Origin of the sequence: uncultured Sphingosinicella sp., from assembly GCF_963974575.1 — a bacterium.
Classification (GTDB): Bacteria; Pseudomonadota; Alphaproteobacteria; order Sphingomonadales; family Sphingomonadaceae; genus Sphingosinicella.
This window is the reverse complement of record NZ_CAXBBQ010000005.1, coordinates 99,610-118,207: the sequence shown is the minus strand read 5'-3', so window position 1 is coordinate 118,207 and position 18,598 is coordinate 99,610. Positions and strand designations below refer to the sequence as shown.

The following is an 18,598-nucleotide window of genomic DNA, read 5'->3' as shown; positions in this document are numbered from 1 at the left end:
ACAGCAAAATGATGAGACCAACCATGCTTAGGCAAGGGAAGAGATTATTGATGCCGATCAAAAAAGGCGAGGCCGGTAACACTGGAATTCGCTCAACTTGATTTCCACCTGTATTCGATTTCACATAAATCAACTCTATGGTTGATATATATCAACCAATCTCTTGATAATCATCATCTCGACTGTTAGTGACAACTTATGCGTACCGAAGAGATTCCTGAAATCGCAGCTCTGCCACTGTTCGCTGCCATGAACGAGAGAATGCGCGAGGAAATTTTTCACGCTTCGTTCCTGCAGGTCTTTCCACCTGCGCTTACGCTCATCGAAACCGGCGGTCGTGCCGATTTCCTCCACGTGCTCCTGGACGGACTGGTAGAGTTGTTCACGACCAACGGATCGCGCGAAGTCACGATGCAGTTGGTGCGCCCCGTTTCAAGCTTCATTCTCGCCGCAGCTTACACCGACCAGCGTTACCTGATGTCGGCGCGGACGCTATCGGCTTCGCGTATCCTGATGATCCCATCGCCGCTGCTGAGAACAACGATCGCCAAGGACGGTGCGCTTGCCGCCGCGGCAATGACCGAAATTGCGTTACGCTACCGCAATTTGGTGCGCTCGCTGACGGATATCAAGCTCAGGCAGACTCTCGAAAGGCTGGCCAATTTCCTGTTTCTGGAAAGCCGGCGGCAGGGAGATATCGTGCAATTCCAGCTGCCCGCCGAAAAGCGCGTGATTGCTTCGTTGCTGGGCATGACACCTGAGAATCTGTCCCGCGCCTGTGGAACGCTGGCAGAGCACGGCGTGCTAATCAGCGGGCCCACAGTACAGATCATCGACCGCACGAAGCTGATCGCGCTCGCCCGGCCGGATCCTGTGGTTGATGATCTTTAGAAACGGGCCTCCACCGAGAACCAGGATTTCGTCGTGTTGGTGGCAAAAGCGTCCGCCTCATAGTGCGAGAGTTTGAATGCGGCACTGATCTGCCGCGTGATAGGCACGGTCAGCCACGCGCCCACTTCGTGGCCATAGTCGGCGCCTCCGTGCGTGGCATTGAAATCGTGCAGTTGAAATCGCAGCGTTGCCGGAGTGTTTATGAACAGCGAACCGATGCGCCACTGCACATCGGCATAGAGATCGCGAAGGCCGCTGGGCGGCGTCGTCAGGAAACGGTCGGTCCACCCGTTGAAGGCGTGCAGGGTGGCAAGCGCCGTTTGCAAGGCTGTGTCCCCATCGCCTTCGAGCCGTTCATAACCAGCCCGTATCGTCACGGGCCCGATACCAACGCCGGACTCCAATAATAGATACTCATGCGTGAACTGGCGCGGATTGATATTCAGGTCGCTCTGCCGGGCATATTCGGCGGCATAGTGAATGCGCAGCCCATCGCTCAGCGGTTTCTCACCTGTCAGACGCGCGCCCAGCGTGCGCGATGAAAGGGCCGGGACGGCTGGTATATCCAGCCAATAGCCATAGGCGATCAGCGTGCCGAGCGGTGCGAGCGTGGCGGATCCGCGCAGCAGATGAATATCTGAATCCGGCCAGATGCCCTGCGGCGAATCCTTCCCAAACACGCGATTGACGCGCCAGCTGTATGCATAATCGATGCGCGTGCCGGCGGCGGGCACGACACCGATGCGCGCGGCGTCGAGCGTCTGGTCGTTCTGCCGCCAATCAACGCTGCCGACCCAGCGTTGATTGTCGAAATTGATGGCCTGACGGCCGCCGATCACCTCCAGCTGGCGCACGGGCTGCCAGCGGACATAGGCCTGATTGAGCAGTACGTCGGATGGATCCGCGACCACCGGAAAGGCCACCCGGCCATTCACCGTATCATTATAATCTTTCGGCCCGACGCGTAAGATCGCATCGCCCTCGATCACTGCGCTGAGACCATGCCAGGCAGCGGTACGCGCACCAGCGCGCAGGCGCAGCGTGGATGCCGTCGCCGATTTGGCAATGCCTTGCTGATCCACGGTTTCAAGTCGGTACCGCGCGTTGAGATAGGGCGTAACCGCATCGGATGCCTCCCTGGCCGGGGCGGGGATTGGCGTCGCGGCTGCCTGTGCGAGAGCGCTGGTTGCCGGCAGCAGCGCGAACAATACAGAGGCAGAGAGAGCTATGGGCAGGCGGAAGCGGGCGTGTGACATGCACACCATTTGCGCCCGGCCATTGCGGCTTTAATTGATATAAATCAATAGCAATGATTGATATCAACTTTAGCGAGTATTTCGTTCGCTTGGAGATCGGTACCATGGATGACTTGCTTATATCGCGTGCTGTGCATGTGATCGGTGTGGTGGCCTGGTTTGGCGGCGTATGGTTGGTCACGTTGGTGGTGTTGCCTGCTATTCGCCAGGCCGAGCCGCCCGAGCGCCGTATCAGTGCCTTTCACCGGATCGAGGGACGATTTGCGCCGCAAGCGGGTTTTTGGGTGCTGCTGACCGGGGCCAGCGGCTTCTGGCTCGTCTTGCGAATGGACCTGTGGTGGCGCTTCGCTGATCCGGCGTATTGGTGGATGTGGGCGATGCTGCTTGTCTGGGCAGTGTTCGTTCTGATCCTGTTCATACTCGAACCGTTGGTTATCCATCCTCTGCTACGCGGCGGCGATCCCGAAGGGCGTTGGCACCGGCGGCTGCAGATCGTGCATGTCGTGCTGTCGCTGGCCGGCCTCGTTACCATAGCGGGCGGCGTGGCGGGGTCGCATGGCTGGACACCATGAACCACGCCGCAAAGGGAAACCCCGTCCGCCTGCTTGGAGCCGCCCCCCATCGCCTGCCATTTCTGGCGGGCGTGTTCAATCTTGTGATGCTGCCGCTGTGGTGGCTGGCGCGGCTGACGGACGCACACTGGCTTCCGCTCGGTCTCCCACAGGGCGATGCGCTCCACGCGACACTACATGGGCCGGTAACTGTCTATGCGCTGTTCATGCCCTTCATCCTCGGCTTTCTTTCGACCGTCTTTCCGCGCTGGATGGGGTTGGACGACCTGCCGTCCCGGCGCTTTCTACCTCCTGCCATCCCGATGATGCTCGGCAGCCTGCTCCTCGCCGCGGCGCTGTGGAGCGACCAATTGGCAATGCTCAATGCCGCGCTGGCGCTGATGCTGGCTGGATGGACTATCGGCGCCGTGCTGCTCGCAAGCGTGCTGCTGGCGCATTACAAGACCACCCCCAAACCGCACTGGCACGGCCTTTCGGCTATGGCGGGCTGGCTGCTCGCGCTTGCCGGGCTCGCGCTGTTGCTCGCCTTTACCGCCGGTGAGTGGGCGCCCGGCCGAACAGCTTCGATCCTGCTCGGCACGCATGGGCTGACCGCCGCCATTTTCGTCACCGTCTGCCACCGCATGATCCCCTTTTTCGCCGGCAATGTGGTGGGCGGCTATGTCAGTTGGCGCCCTTATTGGCTGCTTGGGGTGTTCTGGCCGCTGCTGCTGGCAGATATGGCGGCGGCTCACTACAGTTCGCCGCTGCGCGGGTCGATAGCCGCGGCGATGGCGCTGTTGCTGTTAGTAATGCTGTGGCGCTGGACCCCCCGCAGGTCTGTGCCGGGGTTGCTAGTGGTGCTGCTATGGGGCTTTGCCTGGGCGCCAGTCAGCTTCCTCCTTGCCGCACTGGCCACCGCGACTCCGGTCCCTCCCATAGCCGCCACCCACGCTCTGCTGCTCGGCATGGGCGGAAGTCTGCTCGTGGCGATGGTGACGCGCGTCACCCAAGGGCATAGCGGACGACCGCTGACTATGCCCGGGGTGGCATGGCTTGCCTTTGGGGCAGTACAGGCGGCCGCACTGGCACGGCTCGCGGCGGCCCTTACCTTCGAGCATCCCTCCCTGCTGCTTATCGCCGCCCTGCTGCTAACGCTGGGCGCGCTCCCTTGGGCGCTGCGGGGCGGCGCCATCTATCTCGGCCCACGAAGGGATGGCCGATCAGGATGAACGCTTGACTGTGGGCCATTAACAATTTGAGCCATAGATGACGGCTGCGACGCCCCCGTCTGCCCGGAGCAGGCGTGGCGAATCGAGGAGGCGGATTTGCGCCGGGTCTATGGACGCACGCTCCGCGCCATGTCGCGCAGAACCAGGCGCGTTTTCATGATGCACCGGATGAGGCGCATGCCCTACACGGAGATTGCGAAACAACTCGGCATCGGCGACAAGGGCGTTCAACATCACATGACATTGGCGTTGGTGCGGATTCGTCGAGCATTGGCAGCCTGGAGTGTGGCTGGGTGGTCACACTTTGGCAGGGGCCTTTCCGGGGGCAGTTTGATTATAAAACTCCTCGCAAGGCCTTGTTTTCATAGATGAAATGAGCCGGAATACGATTCCGGCTCGTCTCACGTCTCTGGCGAAGCCAGACGACCTCATCAAGCACTTCATCAACAAATTTTCGCACGATACTCAACGCCTTTTCCCCTGCCCTTCCTTTTCGAAGGCGTTATTCTCAGGCTTGTTACGTAAATTCGGGGACGAATGCATGGCAGAGAATGAAGGCACCAAACAATCTTCAAAAGTCGTTCAAATCATCGAGTGGATAGGAACGCATCCCTTCGCAACAGGACTGATGGCGGTCCTTGGTATCTTCGGCTTTGTCTTTTCGATCTACACATTCGCCGTAGATCAGGCCGATACGGCAGCCTCATCGGCGCAAGCAGACGAGATGCAGGGAACGATTTCTAATCTTTCTGCTGCGACGGCCAAACGCGATCAGGGGCTGCAGGTGTCGGTCAACGAGGCATCGAAGGGTTCCGCATCACGGGATGAGGCGATGAAGTCCTCGCTCGATCGTATCGAGCGGCACACGCTCGCTTCGCTTCAGGACCGGGTGCCCATCATTATCCAGCTCACCTATCCGGAGGCCAGGCAGCGGCTCATCGAGAAAGGCTGGATTCCGGAGCGCACGCGTTGGCAAGACCTTGAAGAATCGGGCGCTGGAGTCGTGGCTTGGGCGCTCTGGAATGCCGGCTATCGGGAGGTCGAGGACTGTGCCGGGACGGGGACGGCGCCATGCCGGTTCAACTACGCCGATGCAGCGGGCAATCAACTTGCCGTCGTCACTGAAGGAGAGACGATGGAAGATATCGACTATGACGCGCGCAGTTTCGTCGGAACACCGACACTCGAAGACCTCGTTGTGACCCGCCTATGGTTCAATCAGGAAGAACTCCGCTAGGTGGTCCGAGACCTTTGGCTCCGCTCGACCGGCCTTCCGCTGACGCTTCGGTGGTTCGATATACGGGAGAAGGCAGTACCATCGCGCGCCAAGGTTAAAGCTCCCCGCTACTAAGCGCCAACGCTTCTTGAAACATTTCGGAGTCAAAAAGCGCCTGTCCGTCGATCGGGCACAACGGCTCCATACAAGCTACTTTAAAGAGCGCCTTGTGACCATACCAGCGCGCATCTGGCCTATGCTCGCCCACCTACCGGTGCAGCGCGAAGATACGCGCCGTGGTCGCCAGTGCCATGTCTATTGAGCCGGTCTCCGCCTCGCACCGGTCATACTGAACGAAGAACTGCCACATTTCTTCGCAAACGCGTTGGCTCCGTTCGATACTCGGTTCCATCGAATGCGCGGTTGGCCATGTGAGCGTTGCCAACTCGTGGAGCAGTTCAGGAACGACTGTAACCGTGTTCAGTTGATCGATGACATCGTCGCCCACGAAGCCTCCGCTCGCCCCCCTAGCGAAAATGACCTGGCAAGGGGACTGTGTAAAGGAGCAGCGACATGCGGAAGCGCCCAAGTCGCACGATCCGGTCAACCGCCAGACCAAAAAGCCTGCCGTTGTAGTGCCCTCGCTTTTCAAGAAAGTTCCGGACCGCTTCGCCCCCGACCGATCGTCCAGTCGATGGCATCTCCGCGGTCGATGCCCGAGACGGCCTTGCCCACATGCCGTTCGAGCACGGGCCGCCACGGAACCAGCGTAAAATCGCGCGAGCGTCCGATCACCGCAAGGCGGCCGCCCGGAGTCTCGACCGACCAGCGATAGACGCCGCTTATCGGTGCCCCCTCCCCGGGCTCGACAAACTCCAGACCCAGCTGGCGCGCGAGCTGCGATCCGACGCGAAGGATCGCGCGCCGACGCAATGTTTCAAGAACGTCGGGCCGATAGATGGTCTCGCCCGCAACCTCTTCGGCAAGGCCGGCGGCAATAAGCCACTGTCGCCGCCGCTCGAGCGCGTCGTTCACGGCGTGTCCGAACCCTGCGTCCCGCTCGACATCCGAAACGCCTGCTATGAGCTGCCTGTCCAGCCAGGTCGCGGCGTGCGCGCCGATCAGGCTGCCAAGCGGTTGCGGCGAGAGGACGTCGACCTTGACGGGAATGTCCCTCAGCTTCGCCTTCTCGTACGCCGCAACCCGCTCGATATGATCCGGCGCAATGCTCCAGCTGCCATCCGCCTCGCGCGCGGCGCTGCCGGTCCTTCGCCGGAGCGCTTGAAGGCGCCGGATGTGCATTTCAGCGAAGGCGCGGCTGGCCGCCGGGTCTAGCCGAAGGTGCGCCTCGACATCATAGCGGCCTCCGTTCGCGGCCGCGACCCTTGCGACGGTATAATCGACCTCGCGGATGCGGGGCGTTTGCGGTGTGATCCGGACGATAGCATCGTCAGCCAACGATTCAACAGTCTCGACCCTGCCGAGCGCAACGTAATGGCTGCGGCCATCGGTGGCCTCGATGACCAGATAATGATGATCCTCGAGCTCGTCGGCGAGCCCGCGTTCGATCACACGGCCGACAAGCTGACGCGCCCCGGGTCCGGCGGGAGCATAGATCAGCTGATCGGCAAGAGCGGGCGCCTCGCCCCGCGCGCTGAATGCGCGCTGCATCGTGCGGATGATATCGCCGCGCTCACCCATCTGCCGCAGTGCCGCTTCAAGGTCAGGCGCGAGCTGCCAGTGCCGAGCGTCCAGGGGGCTCGCAAGCCCAAGACGCTCCAGCTTGCGAAGACGCCCGATACGGATGGCCCGGTCGAACACATCCTTGCCGCCAGCCTCAAGCCAACCTGCTGCATTGGCGTCGCGAAGAAGGGCACGGTCAATCCCCGTCAGGCGTTCCTGCTCGACCTCGCGGCGGAGCGATGCGCGCACGTCGCGTGCCAGCCTTGGTCCCAAGTCAAGATCGACAAGCTCGGCGGCACGCTCGCGCATGCCCCGCGAGAAATATTCGCGCGCGATGACGAGATCCTTGCCACGGTCGTCCTTGCCGCGGACGATGATATGCGTATGCGGATGTCCCGTATTGAAGTGATCGACGGCCACCCAGTCGAGCCGGGTTCCGAGATCTTCCTCGACGCGTGCCATGAGGCGCCGCGTGAGAGGCTTCAGGTCCTCGTATTCGGCGGCATCCTCGGCCGACACGATGAAGCGAAACTGATGGCGGTCGTCCCCGGCACGGCCAAGAAACGCCTTGCCATCGGCGTGGTCGTTTTCGGCGCCGTAAAGTTGCCCCCTGCCCCCGTCCCGCGTCGTGCCATCGCGCTCGATGTACCGGACGTGCACGCGTGCGCCTGCCATGCCCTTGCCCGCAAGCCGGACGATACGCGATTTGATGATGACGCGGCGCCGATAAACCATGGCCCTGGACCCGCGCGTCGCGAGCATACGCCCGGCGCCCGATCCACGTCCGATCCGGCTCCCGTCGAAGCCCCCGCTGCGGCGTGTTCTATCGCTGCCGCCGGCAAGGTTGGTCGCGGCAAGAACGCTGTGAAGGAATCGCTTCTGCGCCCGGCCGCGACTGCGCATCCGGCCAATGAAGGGTTCGAATTCATCGTCCTTGCTCAAGATTCCGGCCCGATCTCGTGGATTTTCGCGCAGAAGCATGACCGGGAATCAGCAACGGGAAAACCGGTGCCAGAATACAGACGCAAATCTGCGATCCGGAGACCACATGGCACCAGCCTTAATCCGACAGTGCCAATCAGGCCCCAGAACTTAAGCCAAAAAACGATGTGCAGACAAATGCCTGTGCGGACGAGTCAGCGCAGTAGCACCAATGCTTTATCTTGCCTTAAGCCGCCCTCCCCCCTCCTCGCCCTTCCCCCCTCCCGGCCCAATCCAGACGCCAATCCCCTCAACCCAATCGCCGCGACTGCGCGTGCTGCACATCACCCCTCCCCTTGATGGAACCTGCATAATCTGAACCCGGCGCACAGAACGACGACGGGCCCTGCAAGAGCCCGCCATCTGGCATTCGTGTTTGCGTCAACGCGCCATGCCGAGCCGCATACATGCGGTGCGATGATGGCACCTGTCGAGTTCGATCCCCACATAATCGCGCCCGCTATGATGCGCGGCCGCGAGCGTGGAACCGGAACCGCAGAACGGGTCAAGAATGAGGTCGCCCGGGCGGCTGAATGTCTCGACAAGCGGGTGCAAAATCTCGACGGGTTTCTCGGTCGGGTGAAGCCGATTGCCCGTGTAACGCGGCCAGTCGATCACATCGGGAATCGTCGTTTCGGGAAGCCCCGGGCGGCCCTTTGCCAGCAGATAGGCCTGCTCGTGCGTATAGCGAAGGAAGCGCTGCGAGGACGCATAATGCTTGCGAAAAACGATGTGGCCGACCATGCGAAGGCCCGCGGATCGCCATGCGGATATGAATTTATCCGCAGCAGTCCAGCCGTAAAAACTGATCGCAAATCCGCCCTCCTTGAGAACGCGGTGGACTTCGGAAAATGCCGGCCCTAACCAGCGGTCATTGTCATCGTTGGCAACGGTTCGCCCGTCGCGCGCACGGTAGCGACAAATGTACGGCGGATCGGTCAGAACGAGGTCGATGCTGCGATCGGGAAAACGCTGCATTACGTCGATGCAATCGCCGTGAACGATGGTGTTGCGGATGCCTTCCTGGTGGCCAAACCTCATATCTGCCGTGTCCGGCCGTGTCGTCGTCGTCTGCATTTCTGCTCTCCTTGGGTCAGGGTTTCAGCGCTTTGGCGGCGCTGACCCCTGCCTCGCGGCGAGCCGTGGGAGAGCGGGGACGCAGCGGGAATCTGCCCGGGGTGGTGCGGGCGCAGCGCAGCGAGCCACGGCCCGGCCGATTGCCGTTGCGGGGGAGAGAGGGCTGGCCCTTTCCCCCGAATTTCGTTCGCGGCGAAGTCGGGAACGATCCGGCTTCCGGGAATCGCGCATGCGCTCTATAGGACCGGGCGAACAGGGAAACGGATGACGACGATCTTTCAGCGGGTGAGCGGGTTTATCGAGCGGCTTTCACCCGAACCCGTATGCGACGATTGCATTGCCGGGCGGCTGGCACTTGAGGCGATCGACGATGTCGCGAACCGCACGCGCCAGCTCGCGGGGAGCGGCGGCTTCGAGATCCGGCGCGGTGTCTGTACGCTCTGCGGCGAGCCGAAATCCGTAATCCTGAAATCATGATCGCGGGCATGGTCCCGACACTCGCCCCGGGTCGACTCCAGGCAATCATGCACCGCAGCTGACTGTGGAGCCCTGCGCTGTGACTTGCAAAGTTTCCTGATTTACGGTTGAAGGATTCCGCTCGATATGAGCGCCGGTCCCGGGTGTTCGAAGACTACCAAAGCGCAGAAAAGTCGGGACCGGTTATTCCCCTGCGCAGGAAGATCACCGGATCAGGAATGGAACCTCGGACAATGCTCGCCGCGCGCACCTTCAGCGTCTCGATCGCACGCGAATGGCGCGCACTTTACGAAGAGATCTGGAGGCCGCAGATCTTCCCGAAATGGGCTTCGGGCCTCTCGGAATCGCAGCTGCTTCCGCGCGGTGATTACTGGCTCGCCGAAGGCCCGGAAGGAGCGGTTCGCATCCGGTTCACGGGTCACAACGAATACGGCGTCATGGACCATGTCGTCGATACGGGGAGCGGCGATCCCGTACACGTGCCGCTCCGGATTGTGCAGAACGGAGACGGCGCGGAGGTGATGCTGACGCTGTTTCGTCAGCCCGGGATGGATGACGAGCGCTTCTCGGGTGATGCCAAATGGGTGATGCGCGATCTGCGCGCGCTGAAAGCCATGGCGGAGCGCAAACCGCAACGGGACTGACGGTCTCAGGCTGCGCGTTCGAGCTCGTCGATGCGCTGAAGGCACAGCGATTCAATGATACTGCGCAGGACCTCGACGCGGCTTCCGATCCACGCCAGTTCCTCGGGCGTGATGCGGTAATGGCGCGAGTAGCGCGCCTTCACATAGGCTGCGCGCAGCAGCTCGTAGCAGCGCCGCTCGAACTTCGTCGTACCCGGCCAGACCTCGCGAAGCTGCGGTTCCAGCGCCTCGGTCTGTGAGCGCAGCCGGTTCAGATTGTGCGTCTTGGGCGAGTACAATGTGCGGACGAGAAAAAGCGTGTGATAGAGTCGTTCCGTCGTCTGATGGAGATCAAACGCAGCAACCTTTGGCGCACCATCATTCATCGCGTGCTGATACTGCCTGAAAAATTGCTGGGCGCTTTCAAACCACTCTTCATAATAGTCCTGTGTCTCGCGCAGCGCCTCTGCCGGCGATAGCGGGTGCGGCACCTCGAACGCATGCCCTGGCTCCTCGAAAAGCACGATGCCGTCGCGCAGGATATCGGTGAAAAAGTAGCGCCCGCGGCGCAGCTGTGCGTTCACGTCATCGAGACTGTGATAAATGAGGCTGACGGGCGTGCGCAGCCGCCCGTCGGCAAGCTCTGTGAGCAGCCGGTCCTCGGTTTTCGTCCAGAATTCCGGAACGTCGGTGAGGTCCTCGTGATTGACGACGACGAGGATATCGTAGTCGGAGAAATAGCGCCCGACCGGATCCTCGACCCAGTCACCGCGGGCGTAGCTGCCGAACAGGATGATCTTCAGCAGATGCCCGCTCCGATACCGCGGCTGCGTGCGCCGCGAGATCGCCTCGGCGAAGCCCTCGCGCACAATCCCGACGACATGCGCGAGCTCGCGGCGCTTGCCTTCGGGCAGCGATACAGCCGGGTCATCGGGATATTTCATGGCGCCAGAATCGCGCCAAATCAGATGCTTGCCAAGTCTTATTTGCGGAATTCGTCATGTGCATCCGCTGCCGGCCCGGTCCCGGCCGCATCACGCTCAGGCAGCGCAAACAGGCTCCCCGCCCCGCTGTCCGAACGCGCCTGCGCGCCCCCGCCTCCGCCGAGGAGGAACAGTGCCGGCCGCGGGGCCGAAGGCGCCGGCGGAGCGCCTTGCCGTGCGCCGCATCGCGCGGCGGGCCTGCCCGCGACCGCGGCGACATAGGCGCGCGTCTCGTGCGGCAGCGCGCGCGTGCCGGCAAGGCACTCGCCGTAGCGCGCGGGGCCGGCGTGATAGGCGGCAAAGAGGCCGGGAAAGCCGAAGCGATCGTGCATCAACCGCAGATAGGCGGCACCGGCGAGAATATTGTCGCGAGGCTCATACGGATTGTGCCCGAGGTGAAGCGCCGCGCGCATGTCGGCCCAGGTGCCGGGCATCAGCTGCATGAGACCCATCGCACCGGCGCTGCTGGTGATGGGCCGGCCGTCAAGGACGGTGCGCCCGGCGCTTTCGGCGCGCATCACGCGTTCAATCCAGTCCGCCGGAATCCCGAATCGGAGCGATGCCTCGGCGACGAGCGGGCGCCAGCGCGCCACAGCGTCGGCGCGCGCGGGCTGGTCGGCTGCGAGCGCTGCAAACAGCGCCAGCCACCGCGCAGCGCAGGCGATCAGGGGTGCCGCCAAATGAGATGCGCCTTGCCGAGAATGTCGCGGCGCTGGCTCGGCCCGAAATACCGCCCGTCGAACGAGGCGGGATGCGCTGCGAGCAGCAGCACGTCGCCCGCGCCGAGCCGGCGGCAGCCGTGCCATGCGGGCATCGGCCTGCCGGCGCCGTCGCGGCGAAGCCGCAGCGCGGCGACGTCGCCGTTGACGGTGACCCGGTCGCCGCTTGCGCAGACCATATCGCCGGGTATGGCGGCGATGCGCTTGATGAGCGGCACGTTCGCCGGGAGGTAATGGCGGCGCGCGGCAAGGGCGCGCCAGGGCGCCGGCAAACGGGCGGCAACGCGCTCGCCGCGTGCCGGATTTCCGATCGCGGCCACGCGATAGAGACCTGTCGGCGCGCTCGCCGACGCGTTCCAGATGAGCAGCGGCCGCGGGCGCGCAAGGCTGACGGTGCCAAGCGCCGCGATCAGAAGCGCGGCTCCGGCCACGGGCCACGTGCGCAGCGGCCGGAGGGGCGACGTCACGGCGTTCCGCCCTTCCTGCGTACAGAAGCCCGCGCGGTTGCGCGCGACCACGCGTCGAGATCGTCGATATGGTAACGGATATTGCGGAAGTGCCGCCGGAAGCGCGGCCCCGTGCCGTTGCCGCGATGGGCCTGCAGCGCCCGCGGCGAGATTCCGAGCCAGGCTGCGGCCATCGCCGGATTGAGGTACGGCGATCGCGGCCGCGCGGGCCGCTCGCGTCCGGGTTCCCTTTGCGTCATGAGCGCGCCTCCATAGCCAGCGCGGCGCCGCACGCGGCGCGGCGTGCCCTTGGTGCCAGTACAGGCAGGCCGTGCAGAGGCTCGAAAATCGCCAATCCCGAATTCGAGCCTGGCGCGGCCGGAAGCCCGGCAGGCCGCGCACCCTCCGTCTGCTGCAGGAAAGGCGGCCCCGCGCACGCGGCGCGGGGCCGAACCCGCTCAGTCGTACGGGTTCCAGATGACCGCGAACGTTTCGTCGGCCTCGCCCGGCACGCGGCCGAGGTTGGCGTAGAGCCGGCGCGGTCCGAATTCGGGTGCGGCGATGCTCAGCGACACATAGTCCCTGCCCGACGTCTCGCCGGTGCGGATCCAGCCGGCACCGACCTCGATGCCCTGGGTCAGCACGCGGTAGTCGGGCTGGGCATCGCCGGTCTTCGAGCGGTTGGGGATGATCTCGATCCCGGCGCGGATCGAGAGAGTTTTGAGCTCGCCCTTGTAGCCCTCGCCGCTGCGCTTCACATGTCCGATTGCAGGCATTTCATTTCTCCTTCGTGTCTCGCCCGAACCCGTTCCGGGCGATGGGCAGACCGTCGGACCAGCCCCGAGCCGCAGTCCCGCACCCGAAAGGGCCGGAGCGTGAGCGGCGGACCTGACGCCCGGCTTGTTTGGGAGCGAAGCGGCCGCGAGGAGCCTGGCACGGGCGGGGAAAGAAGCCGTAAGGGCGGAAGGTTTCGGGACAAGGCGGCTGGTCCAGGTCAATGCCCCAAACGCCGGGTCACGGGTACGGGGACACGTGGGGAAAGGAAAGCCGCACGTGGCCACGGCAAATGCAGCGGCGGCCCGATGCCGCGAGGAATCCTCGACATTCGGCAGAGCCCGGTATCGAACGCAACGGTCAGGACGGCGGCCCGTCCGCCGGAGTGGGTCCCGGTGGTATCGGGGCTCGGGAAATGTTTTCCGAACCGGCGGCACCAGGGGACAGAAAACGGTTTAGGCAACAGCATGAAAGGTACAGCGCGAAGGCAATGTCTGTTTTCGCCGTATTTGGAGCACCAACGATCATCGCGCCGACGATCAGCAGGCTGGCGATCAGCAAGCCGGCGAAGGCCCTGCCTGCCCATCGGGTCCAACTGCAGCGATTGTTGGCCATATTCGCCGCAGAATATAGGGAGTTCACAACAGCCAGGTTTACTTTTTTCGCAAAACACTAAGTATGACTTAGTGAATGGGAATAATTATAAACTCGACAATGGTTTGCAAACATGTCAAAAGACCAAGCATGACTATGCGTTTTGATGGAAAATTAAACCGTCTCCAGCAGGAACTTCCCGAGGGGCTTCTTGCCGATGCCGCCTGGATGGAAGCCCAGGGCTATTCATCGGCGCTGCGTAGCCAGTATGTCCGCGCCGGCTGGCTCGAAAGTCCGGCGCGGCGCGTCTATCGCCGCTCGCGTTCACCGCTGACATGGCAGCAGGTTGTCGTTTCGCTCCAGACCGTGCTCGACCTTCCACTTGCCGTCGGCGGGCGCACTGCACTCGAACAGCAGGGCTATGCGCATTATCTGCCCTCCGCGCTGCGCGAGGTTCATCTCTATGGGCCGACGCATCCGCCGACCTGGCTGGCGAGCCTGCCGCTCGATCTCGCGTTTCGCTGGCATAACAGCCTGCGGCTGTTTCCCGGCGATGTCGACGCGTCGCCTGAATCGAGTCCCGTCATGGTCAGCACAGGCGGCCTGACCCTGCCCGTCCGCTACTCCAGCAAGGAGCGCGCCCTTCTCGAATTGCTCGACGAACTGCCCGAACGGGAGAGCTTCCAGCAGGTCGATGCCCTGATGGAGGGCCTCAGTGATCTAAGTCCGCGCCGCCTGCAAACGCTCCTTGAGACTTGCACCAGTGTCAAGGTGAAGCGGCTCTTTCTGTTCTTCGCCAGTCGCCATAGCCACGCATGGCTCGCCCGGCTCGACACCTCGCGTGTGAACCTTGGCGCGGGCAAGCGCGTCCTTGTCAAAGGCGGCAAGCTCGACCCGCGCTACAATATCACCGTTCCGCCCGAATTCGGGGCGCATTGATCGTCATGGCCTTTCTCGACATCTATCGGCGGCAGGTTGCGCTTCTCATTCGCACACTCCCTTTCGTGGCCGGGGAGAGCGCCTTTGCCCTCAAGGGCGGCACGGCGATCAATCTGTTCGTACGCGACATGCCGCGCCTTTCGGTGGACATCGACCTCACCTGGCTGCCGATTGCGGACCGTCGCACCTCGCTTGCTGCGATCGATGCCGCGATGCTGCGGATCAGGGCGAGGATCGAGCGCGGTATCCCCGGCGCGCAGGCCAATGTCTCGCGATCGGCGGATGAGAAAATCGTCACAAAGCTGATCGTGCGCGCCGACGATGTACAGATCAAGATCGAGGTGACGCCGGTGCTGCGCGGCACCGTCTATGCCCCTCGCCTCATCAGCGTGGTGCCTGCGGTCGAGGATGCTTTCGGCTTTGCCGAGATTCAGGTCGTGTCCTTTTCTGATCTCTACGCGGGCAAGATCGTGGCCGCACTTGACCGCCAGCATCCCCGCGACCTTTTTGACGTGCGAGATCTGCTGGCGAACGAAGGCATCGACAACGAATTGCGGCGCGCCTTCCTTGTCTATCTTGTAAGCCACCCCCGCCCGATGGCCGAAGTTCTTGCCCCGAACCGCAAGCCGCTGGGCGATGAGTTCGCACGCGGCTTTGCCGGAATGACGCAGGAACCAATCGACCTCGCCGAACTTGAGGAGGCGCGCGAAGCGATCATCACCGCAATGGTCGCTGGCATGCCGGATGCGCATCGGCATTTTCTTCTCGGATTCAAGCGCGGGGAACCGGACTGGGATCTGCTGGGCATAGCCGATGCGCAACACCTGCCCGCCGTCCTGTGGAAACTTCTCAATCTGGACCGGCTGACCGCCGACAGGCGGCGCGCGCTGGTCGACACGCTTGAAAATGTGCTGTTCCCGTAAGCGATACTCGCCTCCCGAATCAGACAAGACTCATGCCCCCGCGGCAGACGATCAGTGCCGCCCGAGTGCCCCCGGCATGAGAAGACGCGCTGCCGGCTGCGCGCGAAGCCACCGGGTCTGCCGAACGAGACGCTGAATCTGCGTCCTGCGTGTGGCAGCGTTGACGCGCCATCGTCGACCAATGGCGTCCTCGCCGAAGAAGGCCTCCGCAATGTCGCGCTGCGAGGCACCCGCATCGAGCGCATCGCTGACCCGCAGCAGCAGCGCCCACCGCCGCGCCCCGGCGGGCGATGGATACGTGCCGCGCCTCAGGACGCCGGTCCGGCAGAGCGCAATAAACCGGGCGAGCGCGTGCATCGGCGCGGCCGCGGCCACGAGTCCGGGAAGCTGCCATGTCAAATGCGCAGGACCTTGGAGGAGCGTGCCCGCGACGATATCGACGCGCAGGCTGTGCGCGCCGTCCGTCACGAGAAGCCGCTCGGCGCCGGCCAGACGTTCTATCGCAGCGGCGACAGGCAGCAGGTCCGGAGAGAACGCTTCGCTGCCGGCGCAGGGCGCCGCCGCGGCAGTCAGCACGAAGGGATCAACGTCCCTGCGCCACCAGACCCGCGCCAGCGCGCTGCTGCACGCCGGATCTTCGAACCGGTGAAGACCAAAGCGTCCGGCATCCGTTTCGCCGCGCGCTGCGGCGAAGCGGTATGCGGGGTCGCGGCGCAGCCATTCCCAGGCGATGAGCGGCGCGTCGCACGCCCCAAGCGCGCGATACGGCGCATCGGAGCGCCAGTCAGGGATGCCCCGATCGGGCATTGCTCGGCACCGGGCGGATAGCGCGACCCCACGCGCCGGAACGGCTGCGATGTCCACGGCAAGCGCAGGTGATTTCTGTCCAAAGCTTTTCCACAGGCGCCTCCGGCTCGCGCACACGATGCCGGAAGGGGGTGGCGGCGCCATCACCCCCCAAAGGAGCTATTGCCAGGAGTTCAGTTCGCCGATGTCGATTTCACTGCAATGCAGCGCAGCGGACCAGGCCGCGCTCGTCCGAACCGTTAGCCTGCGGCTTTCATGTCATGTAGCGGCATTCTCGCCGCGTCCCGAAATCCGGTTGCCCCTGTTCCTTGCCTTCAGGACGTCATCTGCCTCTCCGCTGCAGAACAAACCCGTCCGCGGGGTTCAGCGCCAGACCGTAACGTCCGGTATAATGCACACAAAGACGCATAACGTTCAGTATACAGGACATAATCGACCACGATTGTGGACACCCTCCCCCGGGACCAGGAGCGCGCGGCGGGGGATGTTTTAGATGCGGCGGTGAACCAGAACCGCAAAGTGGCTAGGCCCAGGAAATGCAGTCGCGCATTTCTATGAAGCCGGCCTCCATTGCGGCAAGCGCGAGCTGGGTCCGGCGCGTGACCCCGAAACGCTGCCGCGCCGTTTTCAGATAGCGCGTTACGGTCTCCTCACTCAGACCGAGGATTCGTGCGATCTCCCAGTCGGTCTTGCCCTGCGCCATCAGCACCACGCATTCACGCTCGCGTGGGCTCAAATGCGGACGATGGGACGAAGTGCCAAGGATTGTCGATGCGGCAAGAAACGCCCGCTGCGCGATGATGTCTGCGGCAAGGAGGGCACGCGCTGCAATGCGGTGCCCGGGCGTCACCGCGAAAGAACAGCTCGCAGTACGACCGCCGGGCGCGTGCAGAGGCACCGTGTAGCCGGTGCCGAGTCCGGCGCGGCGGGCAGCCGCAAGATGCGCGCGCTCAGCATCGGTCAAATGCATGAGCGCGGGCAGCTCGCTCCACCGGAACCCCGCAAGACGGCGGCTGGCCGCGTGCCAGGCGGGATCATGCCGCCAGCCATCGAGCATGAATGCGTCGGCCCACCCTGGCGGATAATTGTGGAGGAGAAAAAGATCGGGAGGCGGCCTTGCAAGATTTGCATGTTCGGCGATCGCGAAAAAGGAAAACCCGAGATCGCTGGCGGCCGCGCCAAGCAGTGCAGCAAGCGCCGGCAGCGTCCCGGCACGTGCCACGCTTGCCGCAAACGAGCCCGCGACATCCAGAGCGAAGTCCGGCGCGCCTGGCGCAGGATGAAGTTCAGATGGCGCCAACGATGTTGTGCCTTCGTCAACCTGTTCCCTGCGCTCACCCGGAAGCACCACAATTGCCTTCCGCCAAATAAAGAGAATATACTTGCATTATCCGATTCTGTGAATTTACTATCTACACCCCTGACCGGACGGGCGAGGTCGCGGACGTTACTTGTCCAACCGCACCCGGGCAGAGCAGTGATCGTGCCTGCCAGGCAAGCGTTCTTGAGGAGCGCTGCCGGCGTGTGAGAAGGCGGCCGGGAGATCTGGCATCAATGAGAATGCCGGGTTTTTCGGGCCGGGTCATGGGCCAATGCCTCTGCTTGCTGCCTCCGCGTTCGCGCGCAGGATTTCCGCCGTGAAGACGCACAGCGCGCTTTGCGATGCCCTTGCGGACGCCTGCGACCGGATGGGCATCCGTTATTTTGCGCTCTCGCATCACGTTGATTTTTCCGTATCGCCGCGCGCCGTACGCATTCATAATTATCCGCCCGGGTGGGAGGACTGGTATGATGCAAACCGGCTCGGGCTTTCCGATCCGATCCACCGGGCAAGTCACCGGACGGCGCAGGGTTTTCTGTGGCGCGATGTCACGCAGCTGATTCCGCTGACCCGCGCCGACCGCGACGTGCTGGCCCGCGGGCGAGAGATCGGGCTTGGCGAAGGCGTTACGATTCCCGCGCACGTGCCGGGAGAGGCGCTGGGGTCATGCACCTTCGTTTCAGTCGCGGATGAAGCGCTGCCCGACGAAGTGCTGCCATGGGCCCAGATGATCGGGCTGTTTGCCTTCGAGGGCGCCCGCCGCCTTTCTCGCCAGCGCCGCCGGACTCCCGGCGCGCAGGTCAGCGACCGTCAGCGCGAATGCATAGCGCTTGCCGGCCGCGGCCTGCGCAATCATGAGATCGCGCGCGAGCTCGGGATTGGTGAGCAGACGGTGCTCGAACATATGCGTGAGGCACGGGCACGGCTTGGCGTGCATTCCCGAACCGAACTCGTCGTTCGGCTGATTGCCGATGGCGCGCTCTGCATTGATGATGTCCTGAAACCTGAGCGGAGGGCCCTGTAAGGATGACCGCGCACCGGATGGTTCTCATATCCATGGATATGCGCGCCGAAATTGCAAATAACGCAATGTCCCGAAAGCATT

20 protein-coding genes are annotated in these 18,598 nt (G+C 63.3%); 9 read left to right on the top strand and 11 right to left on the bottom strand.

From position 1 onward, the window contains the following. Positions 1-198 precede the first annotated feature (198 nt). Positions 199-891 carry a helix-turn-helix domain-containing protein gene (locus AAC014_RS10775; protein ID WP_339708231.1) on the top strand — a complete coding sequence of 231 codons (693 nt, stop codon included), beginning with the start codon at positions 199-201 and terminating at the stop codon, positions 889-891. Here the strand turns inward: AAC014_RS10775 and AAC014_RS10770 are convergent. After that, positions 888-2,099: an alginate export family protein gene (locus tag AAC014_RS10770; protein WP_339708228.1), complete on the bottom strand. Its 1,212-nt coding sequence runs from the start codon at positions 2,097-2,099 to the stop codon at positions 888-890. The two genes, AAC014_RS10775 and AAC014_RS10770, sit on opposite strands and share 4 nt — an antisense overlap. Before the next feature lie 101 nt (positions 2,100-2,200). On the opposite strand from AAC014_RS10770, the gene AAC014_RS10765 reads away from it, so the two are divergent. The 3 genes from AAC014_RS10765 (at position 2,201) to AAC014_RS10755 (ending at position 5,167) form a co-directional block, all read left to right on the top strand. After that, a complete protein-coding gene (locus AAC014_RS10765; RefSeq protein WP_339708225.1) occupies positions 2,201-2,719 on the top strand; it encodes a hypothetical protein in 519 nt (172 codons plus the stop codon). Continuing rightward, on the top strand, positions 2,716-3,930 hold the full coding sequence (locus tag AAC014_RS10760; RefSeq protein ID WP_339708222.1) for an NnrS family protein: 1,215 nt from the start codon (positions 2,716-2,718) through the stop codon (positions 3,928-3,930). Before AAC014_RS10765 ends, AAC014_RS10760 begins: the two co-directional genes overlap by 4 nt. A gap of 541 nt (positions 3,931-4,471) precedes the next feature. Further along, on the top strand, positions 4,472-5,167 hold the full coding sequence (locus tag AAC014_RS10755) for a hypothetical protein (RefSeq protein WP_339708219.1): 696 nt from the start codon (positions 4,472-4,474) through the stop codon (positions 5,165-5,167). Between the two features lie 247 nt (positions 5,168-5,414). Here AAC014_RS10755 and AAC014_RS10750 read toward each other — a convergent pair whose 3' ends face one another. The 3 genes from AAC014_RS10750 to AAC014_RS10740 all read right to left on the bottom strand — a co-directional run bounded on the left by AAC014_RS10750 (position 5,415) and on the right by AAC014_RS10740 (position 8,887). Then, positions 5,415-5,654 carry a hypothetical protein gene (locus tag AAC014_RS10750; RefSeq protein ID WP_339708216.1) on the bottom strand — a complete coding sequence of 80 codons (240 nt, stop codon included), beginning with the start codon at positions 5,652-5,654 and terminating at the stop codon, positions 5,415-5,417. A 140-nt stretch (positions 5,655-5,794) separates the two neighbouring features. After that, on the bottom strand, positions 5,795-7,771 hold the full coding sequence (gene rlxS / locus AAC014_RS10745; RefSeq protein ID WP_339708213.1) for a relaxase/mobilization nuclease RlxS: 1,977 nt from the start codon (positions 7,769-7,771) through the stop codon (positions 5,795-5,797). Positions 7,772-8,191: 420 nt separating this feature from the next. Next, on the bottom strand, positions 8,192-8,887 hold the full coding sequence (locus AAC014_RS10740; RefSeq protein ID WP_339708210.1) for a DNA methyltransferase: 696 nt from the start codon (positions 8,885-8,887) through the stop codon (positions 8,192-8,194). Positions 8,888-9,151: 264 nt separating this feature from the next. On the opposite strand from AAC014_RS10740, the gene AAC014_RS10735 reads away from it, so the two are divergent. Beyond that, a complete protein-coding gene (locus tag AAC014_RS10735; RefSeq protein ID WP_339708207.1) occupies positions 9,152-9,364 on the top strand; it encodes a hypothetical protein in 213 nt (70 codons plus the stop codon). A gap of 218 nt (positions 9,365-9,582) precedes the next feature. Next, a complete protein-coding gene (locus tag AAC014_RS10730) occupies positions 9,583-10,008 on the top strand; it encodes a polyketide cyclase (protein ID WP_339708204.1) in 426 nt (141 codons plus the stop codon). Between the two features lie 5 nt (positions 10,009-10,013). Here AAC014_RS10730 and AAC014_RS10725 read toward each other — a convergent pair whose 3' ends face one another. The 5 genes from AAC014_RS10725 to AAC014_RS10705 all read right to left on the bottom strand — a co-directional run bounded on the left by AAC014_RS10725 (position 10,014) and on the right by AAC014_RS10705 (position 12,911). Beyond that, positions 10,014-10,931 carry a HEPN domain-containing protein gene (locus AAC014_RS10725; RefSeq protein WP_339708201.1) on the bottom strand — a complete coding sequence of 306 codons (918 nt, stop codon included), beginning with the start codon at positions 10,929-10,931 and terminating at the stop codon, positions 10,014-10,016. A gap of 38 nt (positions 10,932-10,969) precedes the next feature. Further along, positions 10,970-11,563, bottom strand: coding sequence for a lytic transglycosylase domain-containing protein (locus tag AAC014_RS10720; protein WP_339708697.1), 594 nt, complete (start codon positions 11,561-11,563; stop codon positions 10,970-10,972). Positions 11,564-11,634: 71 nt separating this feature from the next. Next, the gene (locus tag AAC014_RS10715) at positions 11,635-12,156 is read right to left on the bottom strand and encodes a S26 family signal peptidase (protein ID WP_339708198.1); all 522 of its coding nucleotides are present in this window, start codon (positions 12,154-12,156) and stop codon (positions 11,635-11,637) included. Further along, a complete protein-coding gene (locus tag AAC014_RS10710; protein ID WP_339708195.1) occupies positions 12,153-12,395 on the bottom strand; it encodes a DNA-binding protein in 243 nt (80 codons plus the stop codon). The genes AAC014_RS10715 and AAC014_RS10710 overlap by 4 nt, the downstream gene beginning before the upstream one ends. A gap of 198 nt (positions 12,396-12,593) precedes the next feature. Continuing rightward, a complete protein-coding gene (locus AAC014_RS10705; RefSeq protein WP_339708192.1) occupies positions 12,594-12,911 on the bottom strand; it encodes a DUF736 family protein in 318 nt (105 codons plus the stop codon). A gap of 742 nt (positions 12,912-13,653) precedes the next feature. Between AAC014_RS10705 and AAC014_RS10700 the strand changes: the two genes are divergently transcribed. Together AAC014_RS10700 and AAC014_RS10695 are read left to right on the top strand one after the other, a co-directional pair. After that, positions 13,654-14,442: a type IV toxin-antitoxin system AbiEi family antitoxin domain-containing protein gene (locus AAC014_RS10700; RefSeq protein WP_339708189.1), complete on the top strand. Its 789-nt coding sequence runs from the start codon at positions 13,654-13,656 to the stop codon at positions 14,440-14,442. Between the two features lie 5 nt (positions 14,443-14,447). Then, positions 14,448-15,365: a nucleotidyl transferase AbiEii/AbiGii toxin family protein gene (locus AAC014_RS10695; RefSeq protein ID WP_339708187.1), complete on the top strand. Its 918-nt coding sequence runs from the start codon at positions 14,448-14,450 to the stop codon at positions 15,363-15,365. 51 nt (positions 15,366-15,416) lie between these two features. Here the strand turns inward: AAC014_RS10695 and AAC014_RS10690 are convergent, their stop codons facing one another. Next, positions 15,417-16,172 (bottom strand): DUF2285 domain-containing protein, encoded by a 756-nt coding sequence (locus tag AAC014_RS10690; protein WP_339708184.1) that lies wholly within the window; start codon positions 16,170-16,172, stop codon positions 15,417-15,419. 523 nt (positions 16,173-16,695) lie between these two features. Further along, positions 16,696-17,472, bottom strand: a complete 777-nt coding sequence (locus AAC014_RS10685) for a LuxR family transcriptional regulator (protein WP_339708181.1) — start codon at positions 17,470-17,472, stop codon at positions 16,696-16,698. Between the two features lie 337 nt (positions 17,473-17,809). Here AAC014_RS10685 and AAC014_RS10680 point away from each other — a divergent pair, with 337 nt between their 5' ends. Continuing rightward, positions 17,810-18,517: a LuxR family transcriptional regulator gene (locus AAC014_RS10680; RefSeq protein WP_339708178.1), complete on the top strand. Its 708-nt coding sequence runs from the start codon at positions 17,810-17,812 to the stop codon at positions 18,515-18,517. Positions 18,518-18,598 lie beyond the last annotated feature (81 nt).

Excerpts from the sequence above, each read along its gene's own strand:
- AAC014_RS10775 (WP_339708231.1), top strand. The coding sequence starts at position 199 with ATGCGTACCGAAGAGATTCCTGAAATCGCAGCTCTGCCACTGTTCGCT.
- AAC014_RS10765 (WP_339708225.1), top strand. The coding sequence starts at position 2,201 with ATGATTGATATCAACTTTAGCGAGTATTTCGTTCGCTTGGAGATCGGT.
- AAC014_RS10760 (WP_339708222.1), top strand. The coding sequence starts at position 2,716 with ATGAACCACGCCGCAAAGGGAAACCCCGTCCGCCTGCTTGGAGCCGCC.
- AAC014_RS10755 (WP_339708219.1), top strand. The coding sequence starts at position 4,472 with ATGGCAGAGAATGAAGGCACCAAACAATCTTCAAAAGTCGTTCAAATC.
- AAC014_RS10740 (WP_339708210.1), bottom strand. The coding sequence starts at position 8,887 with ATGCAGACGACGACGACACGGCCGGACACGGCAGATATGAGGTTTGGC.
- AAC014_RS10735 (WP_339708207.1), top strand. The coding sequence starts at position 9,152 with ATGACGACGATCTTTCAGCGGGTGAGCGGGTTTATCGAGCGGCTTTCA.
- AAC014_RS10730 (WP_339708204.1), top strand. The coding sequence starts at position 9,583 with ATGGAACCTCGGACAATGCTCGCCGCGCGCACCTTCAGCGTCTCGATC.
- AAC014_RS10725 (WP_339708201.1), bottom strand. The coding sequence starts at position 10,931 with ATGAAATATCCCGATGACCCGGCTGTATCGCTGCCCGAAGGCAAGCGC.
- AAC014_RS10710 (WP_339708195.1), bottom strand. The coding sequence starts at position 12,395 with ATGACGCAAAGGGAACCCGGACGCGAGCGGCCCGCGCGGCCGCGATCG.
- AAC014_RS10705 (WP_339708192.1), bottom strand. The coding sequence starts at position 12,911 with ATGCCTGCAATCGGACATGTGAAGCGCAGCGGCGAGGGCTACAAGGGC.
- AAC014_RS10700 (WP_339708189.1), top strand. The coding sequence starts at position 13,654 with ATGACTATGCGTTTTGATGGAAAATTAAACCGTCTCCAGCAGGAACTT.
- AAC014_RS10695 (WP_339708187.1), top strand. The coding sequence starts at position 14,448 with ATGGCCTTTCTCGACATCTATCGGCGGCAGGTTGCGCTTCTCATTCGC.
- AAC014_RS10690 (WP_339708184.1), bottom strand. The coding sequence starts at position 16,172 with ATGCCCGATCGGGGCATCCCTGACTGGCGCTCCGATGCGCCGTATCGC.